Origin of the sequence: Cupriavidus sp. OTU4054 (assembly GCF_038440175.1) — a bacterium.
Taxonomy (GTDB): domain Bacteria; phylum Pseudomonadota; class Gammaproteobacteria; order Burkholderiales; family Burkholderiaceae; genus Cupriavidus; species Cupriavidus pauculus_D.
Map to the genome: position 1 here is coordinate 93,855 of NZ_JASATF010000023.1, position 22,071 is coordinate 115,925.

The window sequence follows — 22,071 nt, forward strand, 5'->3', positions numbered from 1 at the left end:
GGAAACTTTAATCGAGCGTGAGGTTCAGCGTCGGGGCGATCCTGGCCCAGCGCTTTGCGTCCTCGTTGATGAACGCGGCAAACGCGGCCGGATCGCTGCCGACGTACTGCGAGCTCGCGCTCTCCAGCACGTGCCTGAACTCCGGGGTGCGCATGTAGTCGAGCGAAGCTTTCTCGAGCCTGGCCACGACGTCGGCGGGCGTATTGGCGGGCGCGAACAGGCCGTACCACGCGTACGACTCGAAACCTTTCAGATCCTTGATGCCCGACTCTTCGACGGTGGGCACGTCGGGCAGCTGCGACGCGCGCTGCTTGCCCGTGACGGCGATGGCCTTGGCCTTGCCGCTCTTGATCATCGGCACCACGGCGATCGTGCTGTCGATCAGCATCGGCACATGGCCGCCGACGAGGTCGTTGATGGCCGGCGCCGAGCCCTTGAACGGGATATGGTTCATCTCGAGCTTCGTCATGGTCTTGAGGAGCTCGCCCGTCATGTGCTGGGTGGTGCCGTTGCCCGCCGATGCCCACGAGAAATTGCCCTTCTGCGCGCGGATATAGGCAAGCAGCTCGGGGAGGGTGTTCGCGGGTACCGACGGATGCACGACGATCACCTGCGGCACCTTGAGCAGGTTCGTGATGGGCTTCAGGTCGGTCTTCGCATCGAACGGCATCTTCTTGTAGAGATGCTGGTTGATGACGATCGGGCCGCTGGCCGTGATCATCAGCGTGTAGCCGTCCGGCTTGGCGTGCGCGACGAGGTTGGTGCCGATATTGCCGCCGGCGCCGGCGCGGTTGTCGATGACGAACGGCTGGCCGAGCGCTTCCGACAGGCCCTTGGACAGCGGCCGCGCGGCGATATCCGACGGACCGCCGGCGGGCCAGGGCACGACGATCGTGACGGCCTTCTCCGGCCAGGCCGCGCTGGCGGTCCCCGCCAGCATCGCCGTCACGAGTGCCGCCGCACCCGCCATCCATCGCCGCAGCGAAGCGTTTTTCTTGTTACCGAACATGCTTCCGTCTCCTGATCGTTCAAATCCGATCGCGAAGTATCTCAGGCGGAAGCAGGGTGTGAGAGGCGTTTAGCGCAGACCTGTTTTTCGCAAAACGCAAAGCGGCTCAGGCCCGCGCGGCTGGGTGCACGCTAGGTGCATGCGGTATTGGCGGCGTTCTTGGCCTGGACTTCGGGCGGAATCGGCACGGTCAGCGTCATCGACGGCAGGCCGTTCTCGAACATGATGAGCTCGCCGGGGGCGAAGCGCGTCCAGGTCTCGTTGTCGGTCAGCGGCGCGGTGGCGATCACGGCCACGCGGTCGTCGGGCGTGGTCACCTGCGCGAAATCGATCGACAGGTCCGCATCGATCAGATGTGCCTCGGAGAACGGCCACTGGCGCACGATGTAGTACAGGTACGTCGAGCAGTGCGCGAACAGCGCCTGGCCGTTGCACAGCAGATAGTTGAAGACCCCGTGCAGCGTGATGTCGCGCGTGATGTCGGCCAGCGCGTGGCAAAGCTCGTTCAGCGGCGGCTGCGAGCCCGGGAACCGCTTGCGCAGGCCCTGCATCAGCGTGCAGAACGCGAGTTCGCTGTCCGTGTCGCCCACGGGCTGGTACACGCCGGACAGGAACGGGCTGAAATTCTTGAGGTCGCCGTTGTGCGCGAAGATCCAGTGCCGGCCCCACAGCTCGCGCATGAACGGGTGGCAGTTTTCCAATCGCACGGTGCCCTGCGTGGCCTTGCGGATATGGGAGATGACGTTCTTGGACTTGATCGGATAGCGCTTGATCAGGTCCGCCACCGGCGACGTGCCGGCGGACTGGTTGTCGATGAACAGGCGGCAGGCCTTGTCTTCGAAGAACGCCACCCCGAACCCATCGGAATGATGGTCGGTCAGGCCACCGCGCAAGGCGAAGCCTGTAAAGGAGAACGTCACGTCGGTCGGCGTGGCGCAGTTCATGCCTAGCAACTGGCACATGGCGGGAACCCGGCGCGGCAGGGGGCTGCCGCATTTGCAATAGAATGCGCAGATTATCACGCGCGCGCGGGGTGCTGCCAACACTCCGAACGCATACTGAAAGCGCCCCGCCATGAGCCAATACAAGATCGCAGTCATTCCCGGAGACGGCATCGGTACGGAAGTGATGCCCGAAGGCATTCGCGTGATGGATGCCGCCGCGCGCCGCTTCGGCATCGATTTCCAGTGGGACCATTTCGATTTCTCGAGCTACGCGTACTTCGAGAAGCACGGCAAGATGCTGCCCGACGACTGGTTCGACACGCTGACGAAGTACGACGCCATCTATTTCGGCGCGGTGGGCTGGCCGGCAAAAATGCCCGATCACGTGTCGCTGTGGGGCTCGCTGCTCCAGTTCCGCCGGTCGTTCGACCAGTATGTGAACCTGCGCCCGGTGCGCCTGCTGCCCGGCATCAAGAGCCCGCTGGCGGACCGCAAGCCCGGCGACATCGACTTCTACGTGGTGCGCGAGAACACCGAAGGCGAGTATTCGAGCATCGGCGGGCGCATGTTCCCGAACACGGACCGCGAGATCGTGGTGCAGGAAACCGTGATGAGCCGGACCGGCGTCGATCGCATCCTGAAGTTCGCGTTCGAGCTCGCGCAGAAACGGCCGAAGAAGCACCTGACCTCCGCCACCAAGTCCAACGGCATCTCGATCACCATGCCGTACTGGGACGAGCGCGTGGAGGCGATGGCCGCGAATTACCCCGGCATCAACGTGGACAAGTACCACATCGACATCCTGACCGCGCACTTCGTCCAGCATCCGGACTGGTTCGACGTGGTCGTGGCCAGTAACCTGTTCGGCGACATCCTGTCGGACCTGGGTCCGGCCTGCACGGGCACGATCGGCGTGGCGCCGTCGGCCAATATCAACCCGGACCGCACCTATCCGAGCCTGTTCGAGCCCGTGCACGGCTCGGCGCCCGATATCGCGGGCCGCGGCATCGCCAATCCGATCGGGCAGATCTGGTGCGGCGGCATGATGCTCGAGCACCTCGGCCACCCCGAGGCGGGCGCCGCCGTGCTGGCCGCGATCGAGAAGGTACTGGGGGCGGGGCCCGCGCACGCGCCGCTGACGCGCGATATCGGTGGCACCGCGAGCACCACGGACCTCGGCCGCGCGATCGCGGAGGCCCTGTGAGCGGCCCCGATTCGCGGCGCGACAGCGCCCGCGCGCTGCTGCTCGAGTCCTTCCGCGCCGCGGTAGCGGCCGCGGACCCGCTCGAGATCGTCGCGGCCCATCTGCCGCCGCCGCACGCGGGCGGCCGCACGCTCGTGGTCGGCGCCGGCAAGGCCGCCGCGTCGATGGCCGCGGCGGTCGAGCGCGCTTATGCGAACCATCCCGCGGGCCGCGCCACGCTCGAGGGCCTCGTGGTCACGCGCTACGCGCACGGCATGCCGACCGACCATATCCGCGTGATCGAGGCTGGGCATCCGGTGCCCGACGAGGCCGGCGAGCAGGCTGCCGCCGATATCCTCGCGCGCGTCGAGGGCCTGACCGAGAACGACCGGCTGATCGTGCTGGTATCGGGCGGCGGATCGAGTCTGCTGTCGCTGCCCGCCAAGGGCATCCCGATGGCCGACCTCAAGGCCACCACGCGGGAGCTGCTGCGCTGCGGCGCGCCGATCACCGAGATGAACATCGTGCGCAAGCACATCTCGCGCATCCAGGGTGGCCGCCTCGCGCAGGCCAGCCGCGCGCCGGTCACGACGCTGATCGTGTCCGACGTGGCCGGCGACGACCCGAGCGCGATCGCCTCGGGGCCGACCGTTCCCGACCCGAGCACCTATGCCGATGCGCTCGCGATCCTGCGCCGCTTCGGCGCGACCGTGCCCGCCACCGTGCAGGCGCATCTGGAGCGCGGCGCGCGCGGCGAGATCGACGAAACGCCGAAGCCCGGCGATCCGTTGTTCGCGCGTGTGGACAATCGCATGATCGCCACGGCCCACGGCAGCCTGGAAGCGGCCGCGGCGGTGTTCCGCGCGCACGGCATCCAGCCCGTGGTGCTCGGCGACACCGTGACCGGCGAGGCACGCGAGGTGGCACAGGTCTACGCGGCGCTGGCGCGCGAGATTCGCGCGTACAATGCGCCGTTCGCCGCCCCCGTGGCGCTGATTTCGGGCGGAGAATGCACGGTGACGCTGCCCCCCGGGGCCAGCGGCGCGCGCGGTGGCCGCTGCTCCGAATTCCTGCTGTCGCTGACGCTGGAACTGGGCGGCATGGCCGGCGTCCATGCGATTGCCGCCGATACCGACGGCATCGACGGCTCCGAGGACAACGCCGGCGCGATCGCCGACCCGACTTCGCTTGCCCGGGCCGATGCCGCGGGCACGCCCGCGCGCCGACAGCTCGACGCGCACGATGCCTGGGGCTTCTTCGACGCGATCGGCGACCTCGTGGTCACCGGCCCCACGCGCACCAACGTGAACGACTATCGCGCCATCCTGATTCTGCAACCATGACCCAAACGCTGACCATCACCCGCCCGGACGACTGGCACCTGCACCTGCGCGACGGCGCGGCGCTCGCGGCCGTGCTGCCCGACACCGCCCGCCAGTTCGCGCGCGCGATCATCATGCCCAACCTGAAGCCGCCCGTGACCACGGTGGAGCAGGCGCGCGGCTACCGCGAGCGGATTCTCGCGGCGCTGCCCGCCGGCATGACGTTCGAGCCGCTGATGACCCTGTACCTGACCGACAACCTGCCGGCCGAGGAAATCAAGGCGGCGCGCGCCAGCGGCTTCGTGCACGCGGTCAAGCTGTACCCGGCCGGCGCGACGACCAACAGCGACGCGGGCGTGACCGATATCCGCCGCTGCGCGAAGACCCTCGAGGCGATGGAGCGCGAGGGCCTGCCGCTGCTGGTGCACGGCGAGGTGACCGATGGCGACATCGACCTGTTCGATCGTGAAGCCGTGTTCATCGAGCGCGTGATGAAGCCGCTGCGCCGCGACTTTCCGGGCCTGAAGGTCGTGTTCGAACACATCACGACGAAGGACGCCGCCGAGTACGTGCGCGACGCGGAAGGCCCGATCGGCGCCACGATCACCGCGCATCACCTGCTGTACAACCGCAATGCCATCTTCATCGGCGGCATTCGCCCGCATTACTACTGCCTGCCGGTGCTCAAGCGCGAGCTGCACCGCGAGGCGCTGGTCAAGGCCGCGACGTCGGGCAGCGAGCGCTTCTTCCTCGGCACCGACAGCGCGCCGCATGCACGCGGCCTCAAGGAACACGCCTGCGGCTGCGCCGGCTGCTACACGGCGCTGCATGCGATGGAGCTGTACGCGGAAGCGTTCGACAACGCCGGCGCGCTCGACAAGCTCGAAGCGTTCGCCAGTTTCAACGGCCCGGCGTTCTACGGCCTGCCGCGCAATACGGGCACGCTGACGCTCGCGCGCGAAGACTGGGAACTGCCGACGGAAGTGCCATACGGCGAGACGACGCTGGTGCCGCTGCGCGCCGGCGAGACGATGCGCTGGAAGGCCACGACGGCGGCGTGAGCGCCGGCTGGCGCGGCATCGACTGGGGCCGCCCGTGGTTCCAGCCGTTTGCCGCGGTGGGTGCGGGCATGGCGGGCGCGCCGACGCTCCATGCCGACCTGAATCGCCGCGCGGCGGGCCTGCGCAACGCGCGCGGGCTGCCGCTGCGGTTCGTGCCGCAGGACCGTCTGCCGGCGGACACCGCCTACGAATCGCATATCTTCGCCACCGGCGAAGTCCCCACCCGCGACAACCTGCACGACGCGTTCAACGCGCTCGTGTGGCTCCACTTCCCCGAAACCAAGCAATGGCTGAACCGCCTGCAGGCGGAGGAGATCGCGCGCGCCGGCGTGGCCAGCGAGCGCGGGGGCGTGCGCGATGCCGCGACGCTGTTCGACGAGAACGCGGTGATCTTTCTCTGCGAGGACGCCGCCCTCGAGGCCGCGTTGCGCGACTTCCAGTGGCACACGCTGTTCGTGGACGCGCGCGCCGCGTGGGGCCGCGACTGCGCGGCGGTGCCCTTCGGCCATGCGCTGCTGGAAAAGCTGATCGCGCCGTACAAGTCGGTCACGGCCCATGCGTGGCCGCTGCGGTTACCGGTCGATAGCCGGCCCGATACGATCGATCGCGCGCTTGCGGCGTCGCTGCGGGAGGCGCGCGACACGCTGCGCGGCGGACGCAGTTTTGCCCCGCTGCCGGTGATGGGCATCCCGGGCTGGTGCCCGGAAAATGCGGACGCCAGGTTCTACGCCGATCGATCGGTGTTTCGCCCCGGGCGCCGTCGGTGATAGACTGCGGGCCGCAAAGCAGGCCAGACAATCGCTGCTTGGTTCGCAAGGGCCAAGGGGAGGAAAGTCCGGACTCCACAGGGCAGGGTGTTGGCTAACAGCCATCCACGGCAACGTGCGGAATAGGGCCACAGAGACGAGTCTTCCCATCGGGTTCGCCCGGCGGGAAGGGTGAAACGCGGTAACCTCCACCTGGAGCAATCCCAAATAGGCAGGCATCGAGGCGGCCCGCTGAGCCTGCGGGTAGGGAGCTGGAGCCGGCCGGTAACGGCCGGCCTAGAGGAATGGTTGTCACGCCCGGTCCGCCGCAAGGCGGGCCAGGCGCACAGAATCCGGCTTATCGGCCTGCTTTGCTTCTTATCCTTCCACGATTTCCATCGTGTGCGTGATCTCGGCGGTCTTCGCCAGCATGATCGACGCCGAGCAGTACTTGTCGTGCGACAGCGTGATCGCGCGCTCCACCGTCGCCGGATTCAGGTTGCGGCCCGTCACCACGAAATGGAAATTGATGCGCGTGAACACCTTCGGGTCCTCGTTCGCGCGCTCGGCCTCGAGCTTGACGCTGCAGCCGCGCACGTCCTGGCGCCCGCGCTTGAGAATCAGCACCACGTCATAGGCCGTGCAGCCGCCGGTACCCAGCAGTACCATTTCCATCGGGCGCGGCGCAAGGTTGTTGCCGCCGCCGTCGGGTGCGCCGTCCATCGCCACGATATGGCCGCTGCCGGTCTGGGCCACGAAGCTCATGCCTTCCGGGCCCATCCATGTTACTTTGCATTCCATTGTGTTCGTTCCTTGTCTGTTTCCAATATGGTGGCGAATCTTGCCATCCGCAACGCCTTATCATCGTTCCCCACCGACGGATGGCAGGGATTTCCCGCATTTTTTGGAGGGTTTCCTCTACTGTCGCGAATGCGCATCATCGGCGCTGTTTCGCTAAGTCATTGTTTATAAAGACACTCACAGGCCAATGAGTGTCTTTTTCAGCATTCTATAATGCGAAATTCAATTTCGCAGTGTAAATTCCCTTGCGCCCGCAAGACCCGGCTGTATAATTCGAAGTATTGAACGACGACGCGCTGGTGTGCGAAACCGAACCTCGGCATCGAGCCCTTCGGCACCGAACCCCCTTCGTCGATCTCCCAGTGTCTCCTCCACCCTCCTCCTTTGGTGGATTCGAACCCAAGCCTAAGCCGCTTGGGTTTTTTTTCGCACATTGCTTGTACGCGCCGACAAGCCCGCAGTATAATCGACGACTTTTCCGGTCGTTGCCCCCGGAAAAAGAGCAGTGACAGGCAGTACCGACAGGACGCTAAAACGGCGACCGTCATATCGGGCAGCATTTCTACGATTCAGGAAAAATCATGAAGACCTTTTCCGCCAAGCCTCATGAGGTAAAGCGCGACTGGTACGTGATTGACGCGACGGACAAGGTCCTCGGCCGTGTTGCCAGCGAAGTGGCACGCCGACTGCGCGGCAAGCACAAGCCGGAGTTCACCCCGCACGTCGATACTGGCGATTACATCATCATCGTCAACGCGGCGAAGCTGCGCGTCACGGGTACCAAGGAACAAGACAAGAAGTACTATCGCCATTCGGGTTACCCGGGCGGTATCTACGAAACGACGTTCGGCAAGATGCAGCAGCGTTTCCCGGGCCGTGCCCTGGAAAAGGCTGTCAAGGGCATGCTGCCGAAGGGCCCGCTGGGCTATGCGATGATCAAGAAGCTGAAGGTTTACGCCGAAGCCGAGCATCCGCATGAAGCACAGCAGCCTAAGACGCTGGACATCTAAGGGGGCCAATCCATGATCGGTAACTGGAATTACGGCACTGGCCGCCGCAAGAGCGCTGTGGCTCGTGTCTTCATCAAGTCGGGCAAGGGCGATATCATCGTCAACGGCAAGCCTATCCAGGAATATTTCGCTCGCGAAACGTCCCTGATGATCGTGCGTCAGCCGCTGGAACTGACCGCTCACGCTCAGACCTTCGACATCAAGGTCAACGTGAACGGCGGTGGCGAAACCGGCCAGGCCGGTGCGGTGCGCCACGGTATCACCCGCGCACTGATCGACTACGACGCCACGCTGAAGTCGGCACTGTCGAAGGCAGGCTACGTGACCCGCGACGCGCGTGAAGTCGAGCGTAAGAAGGTCGGTCTGCACAAGGCACGTCGCCGCAAGCAGTTCTCGAAGCGTTGATGCGCCATCGCAGGGTCCGGTCTTCCGGATACTGCGAGGTCAGAAAAACCGCACGCCTGGCGTGCGGTTTTTTTTCGTTCCGATTCTGACCGAACGTGGCAATTTCGCCGAATCAGCTGAAAGTGTTGCCAAATCCGGCGCCTGTCATGATTTTGGAGGGATAATGCACGCCCGCCGAGACATTTGCGGCGCAGTAGCAGGAGATCGCATGAAATACCGGCCGCTGCGTCCACGCAGAGGCTTGCGCGGCTCGCGTGCCGTGATTCGCGCGCACCGTCCGTGGCGTAGCTGGATGATGGGTGCCGTGCTGTTGCTCGCCATTGGCGCGGGCCTGGCCGTGTGGGCCTACGACGCGGGGCATCGCCCGACGGCCGCGCCCGAGACCGGTGCCGCGAATGCCGGGCAGCCCGTGCCGGCCCAGGCCGAACTGCTCGTCCAGCTGAAGGCGGCCACCGACGAGCGCGACCGGTTGCGCGCGGGGGCCGATACGGCCGAGGCCGAACTGCGAATGGCCCGTGCCGCGCAGGAACGGCTCGCGGAGCAGCTGAAGGCCGCGGAGGCCGAGACCGCGCAGCTCAAGGAGGACCTCGGGTTCTTCGAGACGCTGCTGCCGGCCACTGGCGACACCTCGGGCGTGCATGTGCGCAGCTTTCGCGTGACGCGCGACGAGGCACAACCGCATGCCCTGCATTACCGGCTGCTCGTCATGCAGGGCGGGTCGCGCGCATTCGTGCCGCAGCCGGAATTCCAGGGCAACCTGGAATTCACGATCTCGGCAATGCGCGCGGGCAAGCCGACGATGCTGGCGGTGCCGCAGGCCGGGGGGCCGGGGCTGCCGCCGGTGAAGTTCCAGCATTACCAGCGGATCGAGGGCGATCTGCCGGTTCCGCAGGATGCGGAGATCCGGTCGGTGTCGGTGCGCATCGTCCAGAACGGGCAGGTCCGCGCGGTGCAGTCGGCCGCGCCGTAGGAAGCAGGACGCAGGAAGCAGGAAAGCGATTCAGGAGAAAACAACATGTTCTCGAAGAAGAAAGGTTTGTCCATCGACACGCTGATCGGCGCGGATACCGTGATCGTGGGCGATGTGACGTTTGCCGGGGGATTGCGACTGGATGGCCGTGTGCGTGGCAACGTGACGGGCACCGAGGGCAAGCCGAGCATGCTCGTATTGAGCGAGAAGGCAGTGATCGAGGGCGAAGTGCGCGTCGGTCATCTGATTCTCAACGGCAGTGTGACCGGTCCGGTACATGCGGCCGAATTGCTCGAACTCCAGCCGAATGCGCGGGTCTATGGAGAAGTGCATTACGCAGCGCTGGAAATGCATCAGGGCGCGCTGGTCGAGGGCCGCCTCGTGCCGCTGTCGCAAAGCGAGCCGAAGGCGCTGCCGAACCTGTCGGCCCCCGCCGCCGTCGCGGCCGAGCTCGTGGAAGCCGACCGCAAGGATGTATCCCCGGAGCCCAGTGCCCCTTGAAAGCGAGGGGTTTCGGCACGATCTTTCCGATGCGCTTAGAATACGAGCGTATCTAACTAGGAGAACCCCCCCATGAACGCAGTCGCAGAGGCACCCGTAACCGAGGACGTGCCGGCACCGTTCGTCTTTACCGACAGCGCAGCCGACAAGGTCAAGCAATTGATCGAGGAAGAGGGCAACGCCGACCTGAAGCTGCGCGTGTTCGTGCAGGGCGGTGGCTGCTCCGGCTTCCAGTACGGCTTCACGTTCGATGAAGACGTGAACGAAGACGACACCACGCTGAACAAGAACGGCGTCACGCTGTTGATCGACTCGATGAGCTACCAGTACCTGGTCGGCGCCGAGATCGACTACAAGGAAGACATCAATGGCGCCCAGTTCGTGATCAAGAACCCGAACGCCAGCACGACCTGCGGCTGCGGTTCGTCGTTCTCGGTCTGAACGTTCCCGCCTCAAAGAAAAAGCGCACCCTGCGGTGCGCTTTTTTTTTGTCTGGGCCCCTTTATCTGGGATACAGCGCGCCAAGCACGCGCGGCCCCGCCGCGCCGGTGACCGTGGGCACATTGCCGGGCGCGCGATGCACGCACTGGCGCGCGAGCCACGCAAATGCGATGGCCTCGACCTGGGTCACGGGCACGCCGAAATCGTCGGTCGTCTGCACGCTCACACCCGGCAGCAACTGCGCAAGCCGCGCCATGACGAAGCCATTGCGCGCCCCGCCGCCGCAGACGATGAGCCGGCGCGCGTCGGCCGCGTGGCGCCGGACATCGCGCGCGATCGCTTCCGCCGTCAGCACGGCCAGCGTGGCCTGCACATCGGCGGGGGCCGGCACGCGCGAACCGCACGCATCGAGGCAATCCTGGAGCCAGTGGCGGTGGAACAGATCGCGGCCCGTGCTCTTGGGCGGCGGCATGCGGAAATACGGTTCATCGAGGCAGCGGGCCAGCAGCGTGGCATCGACCTGACCGCTGGCGGCCCACTGGCCGTCCTCGTCGAACGGCGCGCCGCGATGCCGCTGGATCCAGTCGTCGAGCAGCGCATTGCCGGGGCCGCAGTCGAAACCCGACACCGGACGGCCCGTCCCAGCCGCGGGCACGATGCTGATATTCGAGATGCCCCCGATATTGCAGATCACGCGCGTTTCGTCCGGCGCGCCGAACAGCGCCGCGTGCAGAGCGGGAACGAGCGGTGCGCCCTGGCCGCCGGCCGCGATATCGCGGCTGCGGAAGTCGGCGATGACGTCGATGCCGGTCAGCTCGGCCAGCAGCGCCGGATGCTGGCTCTGGCGCGTATAGCCGATGCCGTCGTACTGGCCGGGACGATGGCGAATGGTCTGGCCATGCGCGCCAATGGCGGTCACCGCGCCGGCCTCGGTCTCCGCTATGCGCAACAGCGTGGCCACGCACGCCGCGTACACACGGGCCAGCGCGTTCGCGGCCATGGCTTCGCGGTGGATCTCGTCATCGCCCGGTTGCTGGAGTGCGCCGAACGCTTCGCGTAGTTCGGCCGGAAACGGCGCGTGCGCCGCCGCGCGGACTACGGGGCGCGGGCCGGACAGGTCCACGAGCACGCCGTCCGCCCCGTCCATGCTGGTGCCCGACATCAGGCCGATATAGCAATCCGTGGGCACTGCGGACGGTGCGGTCATGTCAGTTGGCGGCGGTCAGGACGTTGTAGGTGCGCAGTGCGTTGATGCGGCCCAGCATGCTGCTGGTGTAGCTCAGGAATTCCTGGCGGGCCTTGCCGGTCAGCGCCGGCGCTTCCATCAGCGTGATGGTCAGCGGATTCTGCGGCACGTCGTTGTAGCGGAATTCGTAGTGCAGATGGGGACCCGTGGCCCAGCCCGTCTGGCCGACGTAGCCGATGACCTCGCCCTGCGACACGTGCTGGCCCTGCCGCAGCGTGGCAAAGCGCGACAGATGCGCGTAGTAGGTCGAGTAGCCGCCCGCGTGCTCGAGCACGACGATATTGCCGTAGCCGTTCTGCTGGCCCACGAAGTCCACCGTGCCGTCGCCCGAAGCGAAGACCTTGGTGCCCTGCGGCGCGGCGAAGTCCACGCCCTTGTGCTGGGCCCACTGGTGATGCAGCGGATGGTCGCGGCCGCCGAAGCCCGACGACACGCGCGAGAACTCGATCGGCGAACGCAGGAACGGACGCTTCATGCTGCGGCCGTCGAACGTGTAATAGCCGCCCTGGCCGCCGTCTTCGGGCGCGAACCACAGCGCCTGGTGCAGCGAGTTCCGGTTGATGAGCTCGACCGCGATCACGCGGCCGTTGCGCACGAACGTGCCGTCGCGAAAGCCGGCTTCGAAGATGATGCGGAAGCGGTCGCCGCTGGCGATGTCGTGATGAAAGTCGATGACGCCCGAGAAGATCGAGATCATCTGCGCGACGATCTCGTCCGGCACGTTGGCCGCGTCCATCGCCTTGAAGAAGCCGCGCCCGTCGATCGCGCCCGACGCCATGTCGTAGCGCAGGTCGTTATCGACGGTGTTGATACGTGCCTTGTACGTGTATTCGCCATCGGCCTTGACCGGGGCGACGCGCTCGATCACGAGCTCGCGCGACGAGGCGGCGTCGCCACCGAGGTTCGCCTGCAGCGAGACCAGCAGGTTGTCGTCATCGACCTGGGCCTGCACGATCTGGCCCGGCGCGAGGTCGAACAGCCCGCGCGCGGTGCGGTTCTTGACGATAAAGGCCTGTGCGTCGGGATCGTCCACGCCCAGGCGGCGGAGCAGGGCGGCGATGGTGTCGCCGCGCTGCATGTGTTCCTGGCGGATATAGACACCGCTGTCGGCGTCGGTCAGCTGCGCGAGCTGCTGGCGCAGATCGGGCAGGCGCATCGATTCCTGGACGCGGGGCGCCTCGGGGTCGTCATAGGCATTGCGGGGCGCCACGCCCATCGCCGCGGCCATGCCGAGCGTGAACACGGTACCGACGGAAGCCGTCAGCTGCTTGCGCCGGCGCGCATGCAGAGGATTGGTGGGGTCGACGAGCACCACCAGCTCGCGCGCGAAAACTTCGCGGAGTCTGGACCACATCACGTAAAATTCACTCTTTGTAACGGGCACGCGTCCGCAACGATGTGTGTCGTCTGCCTTCCTCCCCCGAGGTGCGGCACGGCCTTGATTGTTTGCCGCCTACCCTACAATGGCGGTTTGGCGCCTGGCACGCGAGACTCATGGGTCTCTGCTCTTCGGCGACATAGAAAGCGCGGATTATACCAGAGAAAATTTTGGTTGCCAGCGCGGATTTTCCATGTATTTCAACGACTTACGTCATGACTGATGTTTCCCCGGCCGTCGCGGCCAAATATCCCCTGACACCGTCGGTGATGCAGGCGCTGGAGATCTCCAGGCGCGGCTGCGATGAACTGCTGATCGAGGCCGAGTGGGCGCAGAAGCTTGCCCGCAGCGAAGCCACGGGCGTGCCGCTGCGGATCAAGCTCGGTCTGGACCCCACCGCGCCCGACATCCACCTCGGCCATACCGTGGTGCTGAACAAGCTGCGGCAACTGCAGGATCTCGGCCATCAGGTCATCTTCCTCATCGGCGATTTCACCTCCACCATCGGCGATCCGTCCGGGCGGAACTCCACGCGTCCGCCGCTCACGCGCGAGCAGATCGAGGCCAACGCCCAGACCTATTACCGCCAGGCGAGCCTCGTGCTCGATCCGGACCGTACCGAGATCCGCTACAACAGCGAATGGTGCGATCCGCTCGGCGCGCGCGGCATGATCCAGCTCGCGGCCAAGTACACGGTGGCGCGGATGATGGAGCGCGACGACTTCACCAAACGGTTCCGGTCTGGGATTCCGATTTCGGTGCATGAGTTCCTTTACCCGTTGATGCAGGGCTACGATTCGGTCGCGCTCAAGGCCGACCTCGAACTGGGCGGCACCGACCAGAAGTTCAACCTGCTGGTGGGCCGCGCCCTGCAGCAGGAGTACGGGCAGGAGCCGCAGTGCATTCTCACCATGCCGCTGCTCGTGGGGCTCGACGGCGTGGAGAAGATGTCGAAGTCGAAGAACAACTACATCGGCGTGACCGAGGCACCGAACGACATGTTCGGCAAGCTCATGAGCATCTCGGACGACCTGATGTGGCAGTACTTCACGCTGCTGTCGTTCCGCCCGATGAGCGAGATCGACCTGATGAAGCAGGAGATCGCGCTGGGCCGCAATCCGCGCGAATGCAAGGTGGCGCTCGCGCAGGAGATCGTCACGCGCTTCCATAGCGCGGAGGCGGCCGAGCGGGCGCTCGAGGACTTCAATCACCGCGCGCGCGGCGGCATTCCGGACGATATCCCCGAGGTGCAGCTCGCGGGCGCGCCGCTCGGTATCGGCCAGCTGCTGAAGCAGGCCAACCTCGTGCCCTCGACCTCGGAGGCAAACCGCAACATCGAGCAGGGCGGCGTCAAGATCGACGGTGCCGTCGTGAGCGACAAGGGCACCAGGGTGGAAGCCGGCACGTACGTGGTACAGGTCGGCAAGCGCCGCTTCGCGCGCGTCACGCTGGCATGATCGCGCTGATCCAGCGCGTCTCGCAGGCGCGCGTCACCGTTGGCGGCCGCACCACCGGCGAGATCGGCGCGGGGCTGCTCGCGCTCGTCTGCGCGGAGCGCGGCGATACGGAGAGCCAGGCCGAGCGCCTGCTGGCCAAGCTGCTCGCGTACCGCGTGTTCTCCGACGACGCGGGCAAGATGAACCTGTCCGTGCAGAACATCGATGGACACGGCAACGCGGGCGGGCTACTCGTGGTGTCGCAGTTCACGCTGGCCGCCGATACCAACAGCGGCACGCGTCCGAGCTTCACGCCGGCCGCGTCGCCCGAGGATGGCCGGCGCCTCTACGATCATTTCGTGGCGCGGGCACGCGCCGCGCACCCGACGGTGGAGACCGGCGAGTTCGGCGCGATGATGCAGGTCAGCCTGACCAACGACGGTCCCGTGACATTCTGGCTGCGCGTGCCTCCGGGCGCCGCGGCGTCTTGAACCCCGAACGACCGAAGGAGCATCCGATGAAACTCTGGAGCAAGGCTTTCGCCGACAACGCGCGGATTCCCGGCGAGTTCGCCTTCTGCGTGCCCGATGCGGCCACGCACGTGACGCTGTCCACGAACCGCAACCCCGATCTGCACTGGGACGACGTGCCGCACGGCACGCGTTCGTTCGTGCTGGTCGTGCACGATCCCGACGTGCCCAGCAAGGGCGACGACGTGAACCAGGAAGGCCGCGAGGTGCCGGCCTCGCTGCCGCGCGTGGACTTCTACCATTGGGTGCTCATCGACATTCCGCCCGGCCTGAACACGATTTCGGCCGGCACGCACAGCGACGGCGTGATCGCGCGCGGCAAGCCGGGCCCCGAGGCGCTGGTCGGCACGGCGACCGCCGGCGGTCTGCGTCACGGCGTGAACGACTACACGGGCTGGTTCGCGAACGATCCGGACATGAAGGGCGACTACTACGGGTATGACGGCCCGTGCCCGCCGTGGAACGACGCGATCCAGCATCGCTACGTGTTCACCGTGTATGCGCTCGATATCGATCGGCTGCCGATCGAAGGCCGCTTCAACGGCGCGCAGGTGCTGGACGCGATCCAGGGCCACGTGCTGGGGCAGGCCAGCTATACCGGCACCTACACGCTGAACCCGAAGCTTGCTCGCTGAAGCCTGAAGCAAGGCCGCCCCCAAAGGAAATGGCATGTCGTTAAGCACCGGGCCGCTGGCCTTTACCCACCTGATCGTGATCCGCCATGGCGAGACGGCATGGAACCGCGAGCGGCGCCTGCAGGGGCAGCTCGACGTGCCGCTGAACGAGACGGGCGCCGCGCAGGCGCGTGCGCTGGCGGAGGCGCTGACCGGCGAGCCGATCGATGCGGTGTATTCGAGCGACCTCGGCCGCGCGATGCAGACCGCGGCGCCGCTGGCGGCGGCGCTCGGGCTGACCGTGCGCCCCGAGCGGCAACTGCGCGAGCGTTGCTATGGGGTGCTGGAAGGCATGACCTACGCGGAAGTCTCGGAGCAGCGGCCCGAGGATTTCGCGCGGTGGCAGGCGCGCGTGCCCGACTACGCGCCCGAGCGCGGCGAATCGCTGCGCGCGTTCCAGGACCGCGCGGTGGAGATCGCGCTGTCGCTGTCGCGCCGGCACCCCGGCGAGCGGATCGCGCTGGTCGCGCACGGCGGTGTGCTGGACTGCCTCTATCGCGAGGCGACGGGCATGACGCTGGAAGCGCCGCGCCAGCACGAACTGCTCAACGCGAGCGTCAACCGGCTGCGTTGCGACACGGCCCACCTGACGCTGCTGCAGTGGGGCGACGTGAGCCACCTGGCGGCCATGACGCTCGACGAGGTGGACCGCCGCGTTCCCTGAGGCCCGAGGCGCGCCCCGCGGCCTACATGCCCTACACCGCCCTACACGCCCTACACGCGCAGGCGGAACGGCGTGAAGTTCGTATCGCGGTCGAACCAGTCCTCGTTCTCCGCGCGCTTGAGAAAGTTCACGACCTTGTAGGTCACGGGCGTCATCACGACTTCCCACATCGTCTTCAGCACGTACTGCGCGATCGCCACCTGGATGACCTCGTGCAGGGGCCAGACCCCGTAGAACGCGATGATGTAGAACAGCGACGAATCGACGAGTTCGCCCGCGAGCGTCGAGCCGATCGTGCGCGACCATAGCCAGCGGCCGCCGGTCCACAGCTTCATCTTCGCCAGCACGAAGCTGTTGGCGAAGCTCCCGCAGCAGAAGGCGATCAGCGAGCCGAGCGCGATGCGCCAGGTGTTGCCGAACACGTCCTGCAGGCTCTTCTGGTAGTCGGCCATGAACGGCGCCACCGGCATTCTCAGCACCACGAAGCTCATGAACGTCGCGAACGCCAGCGCGGCAAAGCCCGCCCATACCACGCGCCGGTCGCGGCCGTAACCGTAGACCTCGGTCAGCACGTCGCCAAAGATGTACGAGATGGGGAAGAACAGCACGCCCGCGCCGAATGTCACCGTGCCGATGACGGGCAGCGTGACCTGGGCCGCCTTGGCCGCGCCGATCAGGTTCGAGCACAGCAGCACCGTGACGAATGCCACCATCACGAGGTCGTAGTACCGGTAGACGCGGCCTGTATGCGGGGCGGAGGGCGTGCCGGTGCGAGGCGGGGTGGGAGCGGTGATGGGTTCGGGCATCGTCGGGGTCCGGTCCGAGGGGACGTTCGCGCGATTATGCCGGGAACTGCGGACAGACGCCCGCCCCTCTCTCCGCGGGACGGAAGAGAGGGGGCGCCGGGTGGATTACAGCGAGAGCTTGCTGATCTTCGAGCCGTCGAGCGAGGCGTCGAACATCAGCCCCGCGTTGGTCTGCACGAAGCCGATCACGGGCTGCTGGCCCGTTACCGTATCGATCTTGCCATTGGCGCCGATCTTGGCCAGCGCCACGCTCGCATCGGCCCCGACCGTCCAGCCGCTGCTCTGGACGAACTTGTTGTAGGCCTCGGGCGTCATGAACATGATGATGACGGCTTTGGACTGGCCCCCCGCGGTCAGGCCGAACGATGCGGCGATGGTGCGGTAGTAGCCGACCGTGGCACCCTTCGCGCGCAGCGCGCCGTCGCCATACGCGCCGCCGACCACGAGGCCGCCGGACAGCACGCGCGGAAACACGAGGATCCCCTGCGCCTTGTTGCCCAATTCCCGCGACCCGTCCACCGAGCCGTAGAGCCGGTTGAGCGCGCCGTCCACGCCGGCATCGATTTCCTGGCGTTTGGCGGCCGCATCGGATGGCGAATCCGGCCCGGTCGTCGTGCAGCCCGCCGCGAACGCGGTGGCGACGACAAGACCCGATGCCGTGACGCGGGTCACGAACTGACGTCGATTCATGGCTGACCTCCCTTGGTGAGCCGGCGCGGCCTAGCCCGCGGACGGCGACTTGACGCTGATCGCGATGACCTCGCGCAGCACGATCTTGACCATCTGCCCCACCTTGATCGAGGCGAGGTCGATGGCCGGATCCTGAACCTTGACCGTGCGCAGGTTCTCGCGCGGACCGCGGAACGTGAGCGTGCGCGCGTTGGCATCGACGCGCGTGACCTGGCCGGTGACCGTGGTCGTGACCTCTCGCGTCAGACCGGGCTTGCCGCCTTCCGCCGCGCGCGAGGTGCGTTCGACCTGCTCCGCCATGGCCACATCCTTGCTGCCGACGGGCTCGAGCCCCGCGACGAGTACCGCGCCGCGCGTGAGCGTCACGATATCGCCCTTGCGGATATTGCCGAAGTTGCGCGCCTCGTCGCCGGCCACCAGCTCCACGACATTGCCGCGCGGACCCTGCACGAGGACGGCCTTGGTGTCGGGATCGATGTCGATGACCTTGCCGCTGATGACGGCTTCTTCGGCGATGCCGACGGCCGGCGGTGTCTTCGGTTGCGCGTGCGCGGTGGCCGCGCCGAGGGCCAGGGCGGCGACCAGCGCGACAGGGAGCAGGCGGAAGGGAAGTCGGAACGAGGGGACCATGGTTGCATCGCGCGCAGGGCGCGAGTGATTGGGAGTCGATGCAGACCATTGTGGACAACCGGGCAGGGGCCGGCAATCCACTTCGAAAAAATTTGCGGCGAATCCTAAATCGTTTAACTCGGAGTCTGATGGGGGCGCCTGGATGAAACTCAGGGCGCGTCGAACAGCTCGCCGCCGCCCTGCGGCGACGCCAGGCCGAAGTGACGATAGGCGGACGCGGTGGCCACGCGGCCGCGCGGGGTGCGTTGCAGATAGCCCTGCTGGATCAGGTAGGGCTCGAGCACATCCTCGATGGTGTCGCGCTCCTCGCCGATCGCGGCCGCGAGGTTGTCGATGCCGACCGGCCCGCCGCCAAACTTGTGCAGCACGGCCTCGAGCAGCTTGCGGTCCATGAGGTCGAAGCCGACGCTATCGACGTCGAGCATCGCGAGCGCCGCATCGGCGATCTTGCGCGTGATGGTGCCGTCGCCCTTGACCTCGGCGTAGTCGCGCACGCGCCGCAGCAGGCGGTTGGCGATCCGCGGCGTACCGCGCGCGCGGCGCGCGATCTCGAGCGAGCCTTCGGGATCGATCCGCGCGCCGAGCAACTGCGACGAGCGCGTGACGATGCGCGCGAGTTCCTCGGCGGTGTAGAACTCGAGCCGCGCCACGATGCCGAAGCGGTCGCGCAGCGGATTGGTCAGCATGCCCGCGCGCGTGGTGGCGCCGACGAGCGTGAACGGCTGCAGGTCGAGCTTGACCGATCGCGCGGCCGGCCCTTCGCCGATCATGATGTCGATCTGGTAGTCCTCGAGCGCCGGATACAGGATTTCCTCGACGACCGGCGAGAGCCGGTGGATTTCGTCGATAAACAGCACGTCGTTGGCTTCGAGGTTCGTCAGCAGCGCGGCGAGGTCGCCCGGCCGCTCGAGCACCGGGCCCGATGTCTGGCGCAGGCTGACGCCCATCTCGCGCGCGATGATGTGGGCCAGCGTGGTCTTGCCGAGGCCCGGCGGCCCGAACAGCAGCACGTGGTCCAGCGCCTCGCGGCGGTTGCGCGCCGCGTGCATGAAGATATCGAGCTGGTTGCGGACCTTTTCCTGCCCGACATACTCGTCCAGCAGCTTCGGGCGCAGCGCGCGCTCGAACGCTTCTTCCTGCGTGGAAGCGGGAGTGGCCGCTATCACACGTTCGGTGCCGCGTTCGGGGGCGCGCTCGGCGCCGGTGAGCTTGTCGGTTTCGATCATGCCGCTATTCTACTCGCGCGCACCGCCCGTCAGCCCCTGGACAGCGCCTTGAGCGCGAGCTTGATGCCATCGGATACGCCGGTACCGGCCGGGACCTGCTTGATGGCCAGCGTCGCTTCCTTCTCGGAGTACCCCAGCGCCAGCAGCGCGTTGAGGATGTCCACGGCCGAATCGGGCACCGGGGTGCTGCCCGGCGCATGGCCCAGTTCCGCGCCCAGCTTGCCCTTGAGCTCGAGCATCAGCCGTTCCGCGGTCTTCTTGCCGATGCCGGGAATGCGCGTGAGGCGGCCCGCTTCCTGCAGCGTGACGGCCTGCGCGAGTTCGGTCACCGACAGCCCCGACAGCACCGCGAGTGCCATGCGCGCGCCGATGCCCGTGATCTTGATGAGCTCGCGGAACGTATTGCGCTCCGCCGCCGTGCCGAAGCCGTACAGCAGATGGGCGTCCTCGCGCACGATCAGCTGCGTCAGCAGCGTGACGGGCTGGCCCACCTGCGGGAGGTTGTAGAACGTGCTCATCGGCACATCGACTTCGTAGCCGACGCCGTGGCAGTCGACGAGCAGATGCGGGGGATTCTTTTCGAGGAGCGTGCCTGCGATTCTTCCGATCATGTTTTCCTGGGGGCTGCGTGTCAGGGTGCGGGGGCATCGACCGCGCGGCGGCCGAGGGCGGGGTCGTCGGTGAAGAAACCGTCGACACCCGCGGCGATAAAGGCGTCGAGCTCGCGCACCATGCCATTGGGATTGCGTGTGGCCGGGTCGCCGGCGATCTGCAACGGCTTCGGCAGGAAGTTGTTCTCGGGGCGGAACGTGTACGGATGCACGACGAGGTTCGCCGCATGGGCGTCGCGAATCAGCGCCGTGGGCGCACCGATCGCGCCGCCCGCATTGCGTGTCATCACGAGGCTCTTCTCGGGGCCGATACCGTTGGCGTACGTGGCGACTTCACGCAGGCCAAGCGGCGTGAGCATGGCCGCGTACGTGCGCGTGTCGCCCGCCAGCCGCCAGTCGGCGGGACGCGTGCCCGCGCCGCCGATCAGCTGCGTGAGGCGCACGTTGGGCATCGAAGTGCCGAGCAGGCGCCGGACATTGCGCAGCGCGCCGGATTCGAACGACTGGATGTACACCGGCGCGGTGCGGGTGTACGGATTCGCCTGCAGCGCCGCGACGAGCTTTTCCTCGAGCGGCAGGCCGATGCCGCGGAAATAGCTCGGATGCTTGAGTTCGGGGTAGATGCCGACGGGGCGGCCACGCTTCTGCGCGCCCTGGCTGGCCAGCTTCACGATCTCGTCGAACGTGGCGATCTCGAACTGGTCGTCGTAGCGCGCGTTCGCCGGACGCAGCTTGGGAATGCGTTCGCGCGCGCGCAGGGTTTTCAGCTCCGCGAGCGTGAAGTCTTCCGTGAACCAGCCCGTCAGGCGCTCGCCATCGACGACCTTGATGCGCCGGCGGTCCGCGAACTGCGGCAGCGTGGAAACGTTCGTGGTGCCCGTGATGTCGTTCTCGTGGCGCGAGACCAGCACGCCATCCTTCGTGGCGACGAGATCGGGTTCGATGGAGTCCGCCCCGTCGTCGATCGCCTTGCCGTACGACGCGAGCGTGTGCTCGGGCCGCAATGCGCTGGCGCCGCGATGGCCGATCACGAGCGGCTTCGCCTTCGGTACCTCGGGGGCCTCGGGCGCGGCAGGGGCCGGTGCGCCAGACTGCGGCGGCGTGGAGACACAGGCTGCGAGCAACAGGGTCGCGGCGGCCGTTGCGATGGCGGCGAGCGGCGCGCGTCGTCGGAAAGCGTTCACGTTCGGAGTCCGGAAGCGTAAAAGGGGGGGTTAGCCGACAAGGCGGCCGCGGCGCACGCGCATGCCCTTGCGCACGAGCTCGGGCGCGAGGCCGGAGAGGGTTTGCAGCGTATCGCCGCCGTTGGCGTGGCAGATCGCCACGCCGAGGGCATCGGCCGCATCGGAGCCGGGACGCCCCGATAACGACAGCAGCCGCGTGACCATTTCCTGCACCTGCTCCTTGTTGGCGCGGCCATAGCCCACCACGGCGACCTTGAGCTGCAGTGCCGTGTATTCGAAGACGGGCAGCCCATGGCCGACGAGGCCGCAGATCGCGGCGCCGCGGGCCTGGCCGAGCATCAGCGTGGATTGGGGATTGACGTTGACGAAGACCTTCTCGATGGCCGCGCAGTCGGGCGCATACACGCGCGTGACCTCGCTGATGCCGTCGAACAACGTCTTGAGGCGTTCGGGCAGGCTGGAGTCGCCGTTGCTCTTGATGGTCCCCGAGGCGACGTAGGCAAGCCGGTTGCCGTGCTTCTCGATGACGCCGAAGCCGGTGGTCCGAAGGCCGGGGTCGATGCCCAGGATACGCATGGAGGAGTCGGGAGCGGATGGAATAGG

General features: G+C 66.8%; 25 protein-coding genes and 1 other RNA gene. 14 read left to right on the forward strand and 12 right to left on the reverse strand.

The features are described from left to right. Positions 1–7: 7 nt before the first annotated feature. Both AAHB16_RS24080 and AAHB16_RS24085 read right to left on the reverse strand, forming a co-directional pair. Positions 8–1,009, reverse strand: coding sequence for a Bug family tripartite tricarboxylate transporter substrate binding protein (locus AAHB16_RS24080; protein WP_223851321.1), 1,002 nt, complete (start codon positions 1,007–1,009; stop codon positions 8–10). Between the two features lie 131 nt (positions 1,010–1,140). Beyond that, entirely contained in the window at positions 1,141–1,971 is an 831-nt protein-coding gene (locus tag AAHB16_RS24085) for a class II glutamine amidotransferase (protein WP_150372804.1), read from the reverse strand. A gap of 112 nt (positions 1,972–2,083) precedes the next feature. Here AAHB16_RS24085 and AAHB16_RS24090 point away from each other — a divergent pair, with 112 nt between their 5' ends. The 5 genes from AAHB16_RS24090 to rnpB all read left to right on the forward strand — a co-directional run bounded on the left by AAHB16_RS24090 (position 2,084) and on the right by rnpB (position 6,642). Continuing rightward, positions 2,084–3,157 (forward strand): tartrate dehydrogenase, encoded by a 1,074-nt coding sequence (locus AAHB16_RS24090; RefSeq protein ID WP_150372803.1) that lies wholly within the window; start codon positions 2,084–2,086, stop codon positions 3,155–3,157. Next, positions 3,154–4,479, forward strand: coding sequence for a glycerate kinase type-2 family protein (locus AAHB16_RS24095; RefSeq protein ID WP_150372802.1), 1,326 nt, complete (start codon positions 3,154–3,156; stop codon positions 4,477–4,479). Before AAHB16_RS24090 ends, AAHB16_RS24095 begins: the two co-directional genes overlap by 4 nt. Further along, positions 4,476–5,519, forward strand: a complete 1,044-nt coding sequence (pyrC, locus tag AAHB16_RS24100) for a dihydroorotase (RefSeq protein WP_150372801.1) — start codon at positions 4,476–4,478, stop codon at positions 5,517–5,519. The genes AAHB16_RS24095 and pyrC overlap by 4 nt, the downstream gene beginning before the upstream one ends. Then, positions 5,516–6,286 (forward strand): DUF3025 domain-containing protein, encoded by a 771-nt coding sequence (locus tag AAHB16_RS24105; RefSeq protein ID WP_342052171.1) that lies wholly within the window; start codon positions 5,516–5,518, stop codon positions 6,284–6,286. Before pyrC ends, AAHB16_RS24105 begins: the two co-directional genes overlap by 4 nt. 15 nt (positions 6,287–6,301) lie before the next feature. After that, positions 6,302–6,642, forward strand: an RNA gene (rnpB, locus tag AAHB16_RS24110) — RNase P RNA component class A. Position 6,643: 1 nt separating this feature from the next. Here the strand turns inward: rnpB and AAHB16_RS24115 are convergent. Continuing rightward, a complete protein-coding gene (locus AAHB16_RS24115; protein WP_109582083.1) occupies positions 6,644–7,066 on the reverse strand; it encodes an OsmC family protein in 423 nt (140 codons plus the stop codon). 581 nt (positions 7,067–7,647) lie between these two features. Here AAHB16_RS24115 and rplM point away from each other — a divergent pair. The 5 genes from rplM to erpA all read left to right on the forward strand — a co-directional run bounded on the left by rplM (position 7,648) and on the right by erpA (position 10,393). Continuing rightward, a complete protein-coding gene (gene rplM / locus AAHB16_RS24120; RefSeq protein WP_109582082.1) occupies positions 7,648–8,076 on the forward strand; it encodes a 50S ribosomal protein L13 in 429 nt (142 codons plus the stop codon). 12 nt (positions 8,077–8,088) lie between these two features. Further along, complete coding sequence (gene rpsI / locus AAHB16_RS24125) at positions 8,089–8,481, forward strand: 30S ribosomal protein S9 (RefSeq protein ID WP_150372800.1); 393 nt, start codon at positions 8,089–8,091, stop codon at positions 8,479–8,481. A 208-nt stretch (positions 8,482–8,689) separates the two neighbouring features. Beyond that, the gene (locus tag AAHB16_RS24130) at positions 8,690–9,451 is read left to right on the forward strand and encodes a DUF6776 family protein (RefSeq protein WP_342052172.1); all 762 of its coding nucleotides are present in this window, start codon (positions 8,690–8,692) and stop codon (positions 9,449–9,451) included. Positions 9,452–9,496: 45 nt separating this feature from the next. Beyond that, positions 9,497–9,952 carry a bactofilin family protein gene (locus AAHB16_RS24135; protein WP_150372798.1) on the forward strand — a complete coding sequence of 152 codons (456 nt, stop codon included), beginning with the start codon at positions 9,497–9,499 and terminating at the stop codon, positions 9,950–9,952. A 72-nt stretch (positions 9,953–10,024) separates the two neighbouring features. After that, on the forward strand, positions 10,025–10,393 hold the full coding sequence (erpA, locus tag AAHB16_RS24140) for an iron-sulfur cluster insertion protein ErpA (RefSeq protein ID WP_150372797.1): 369 nt from the start codon (positions 10,025–10,027) through the stop codon (positions 10,391–10,393). Between the two features lie 61 nt (positions 10,394–10,454). Here the strand turns inward: erpA and AAHB16_RS24145 are convergent, their stop codons facing one another. After that, positions 10,455–11,600: an anhydro-N-acetylmuramic acid kinase gene (locus AAHB16_RS24145; protein ID WP_150372796.1), complete on the reverse strand. Its 1,146-nt coding sequence runs from the start codon at positions 11,598–11,600 to the stop codon at positions 10,455–10,457. 1 nt (position 11,601) lies between these two features. Further along, positions 11,602–12,993, reverse strand: a complete 1,392-nt coding sequence (locus AAHB16_RS24150) for a M23 family metallopeptidase (protein WP_150372795.1) — start codon at positions 12,991–12,993, stop codon at positions 11,602–11,604. Between the two features lie 239 nt (positions 12,994–13,232). Here AAHB16_RS24150 and tyrS point away from each other — a divergent pair, with 239 nt between their 5' ends. The 4 genes from tyrS to AAHB16_RS24170 are packed head-to-tail and all read left to right on the forward strand — an operon-like array spanning position 13,233 to position 16,321. Then, positions 13,233–14,474, forward strand: a complete 1,242-nt coding sequence (tyrS, locus tag AAHB16_RS24155) for a tyrosine--tRNA ligase (protein ID WP_150372794.1) — start codon at positions 13,233–13,235, stop codon at positions 14,472–14,474. Further along, positions 14,471–14,944, forward strand: a complete 474-nt coding sequence (gene dtd, locus AAHB16_RS24160; RefSeq protein ID WP_150372793.1) for a D-aminoacyl-tRNA deacylase — start codon at positions 14,471–14,473, stop codon at positions 14,942–14,944. The genes tyrS and dtd overlap by 4 nt, the downstream gene beginning before the upstream one ends. Before the next feature lie 26 nt (positions 14,945–14,970). Further along, positions 14,971–15,618, forward strand: a complete 648-nt coding sequence (locus AAHB16_RS24165) for a YbhB/YbcL family Raf kinase inhibitor-like protein (protein ID WP_342052173.1) — start codon at positions 14,971–14,973, stop codon at positions 15,616–15,618. A gap of 34 nt (positions 15,619–15,652) precedes the next feature. Then, positions 15,653–16,321 carry a histidine phosphatase family protein gene (locus AAHB16_RS24170; RefSeq protein WP_150372791.1) on the forward strand — a complete coding sequence of 223 codons (669 nt, stop codon included), beginning with the start codon at positions 15,653–15,655 and terminating at the stop codon, positions 16,319–16,321. 50 nt (positions 16,322–16,371) lie between these two features. Here AAHB16_RS24170 and AAHB16_RS24175 read toward each other — a convergent pair whose 3' ends face one another. From AAHB16_RS24175 to ruvC, 7 genes are all read right to left on the reverse strand, one after another. After that, positions 16,372–17,127 carry a queuosine precursor transporter gene (locus AAHB16_RS24175; RefSeq protein WP_446718131.1) on the reverse strand — a complete coding sequence of 252 codons (756 nt, stop codon included), beginning with the start codon at positions 17,125–17,127 and terminating at the stop codon, positions 16,372–16,374. Positions 17,128–17,232: 105 nt separating this feature from the next. Next, a complete protein-coding gene (locus AAHB16_RS24180) occupies positions 17,233–17,817 on the reverse strand; it encodes a BPSL1445 family SYLF domain-containing lipoprotein (RefSeq protein WP_150372789.1) in 585 nt (194 codons plus the stop codon). Between the two features lie 30 nt (positions 17,818–17,847). After that, a complete protein-coding gene (locus AAHB16_RS24185) occupies positions 17,848–18,447 on the reverse strand; it encodes a hypothetical protein (protein ID WP_150372788.1) in 600 nt (199 codons plus the stop codon). Positions 18,448–18,596: 149 nt separating this feature from the next. Continuing rightward, a complete protein-coding gene (gene ruvB, locus AAHB16_RS24190) occupies positions 18,597–19,673 on the reverse strand; it encodes a Holliday junction branch migration DNA helicase RuvB (RefSeq protein WP_150372787.1) in 1,077 nt (358 codons plus the stop codon). Positions 19,674–19,702: 29 nt separating this feature from the next. After that, positions 19,703–20,284 (reverse strand): Holliday junction branch migration protein RuvA, encoded by a 582-nt coding sequence (gene ruvA, locus AAHB16_RS24195; protein WP_150372786.1) that lies wholly within the window; start codon positions 20,282–20,284, stop codon positions 19,703–19,705. Positions 20,285–20,304: 20 nt separating this feature from the next. After that, a complete protein-coding gene (locus AAHB16_RS24200; RefSeq protein ID WP_342052174.1) occupies positions 20,305–21,468 on the reverse strand; it encodes a glycerophosphodiester phosphodiesterase in 1,164 nt (387 codons plus the stop codon). A 30-nt stretch (positions 21,469–21,498) separates the two neighbouring features. Further along, the gene (gene ruvC, locus AAHB16_RS24205; protein ID WP_150372784.1) at positions 21,499–22,044 is read right to left on the reverse strand and encodes a crossover junction endodeoxyribonuclease RuvC; all 546 of its coding nucleotides are present in this window, start codon (positions 22,042–22,044) and stop codon (positions 21,499–21,501) included. Positions 22,045–22,071: the final 27 nt, after the last annotated feature.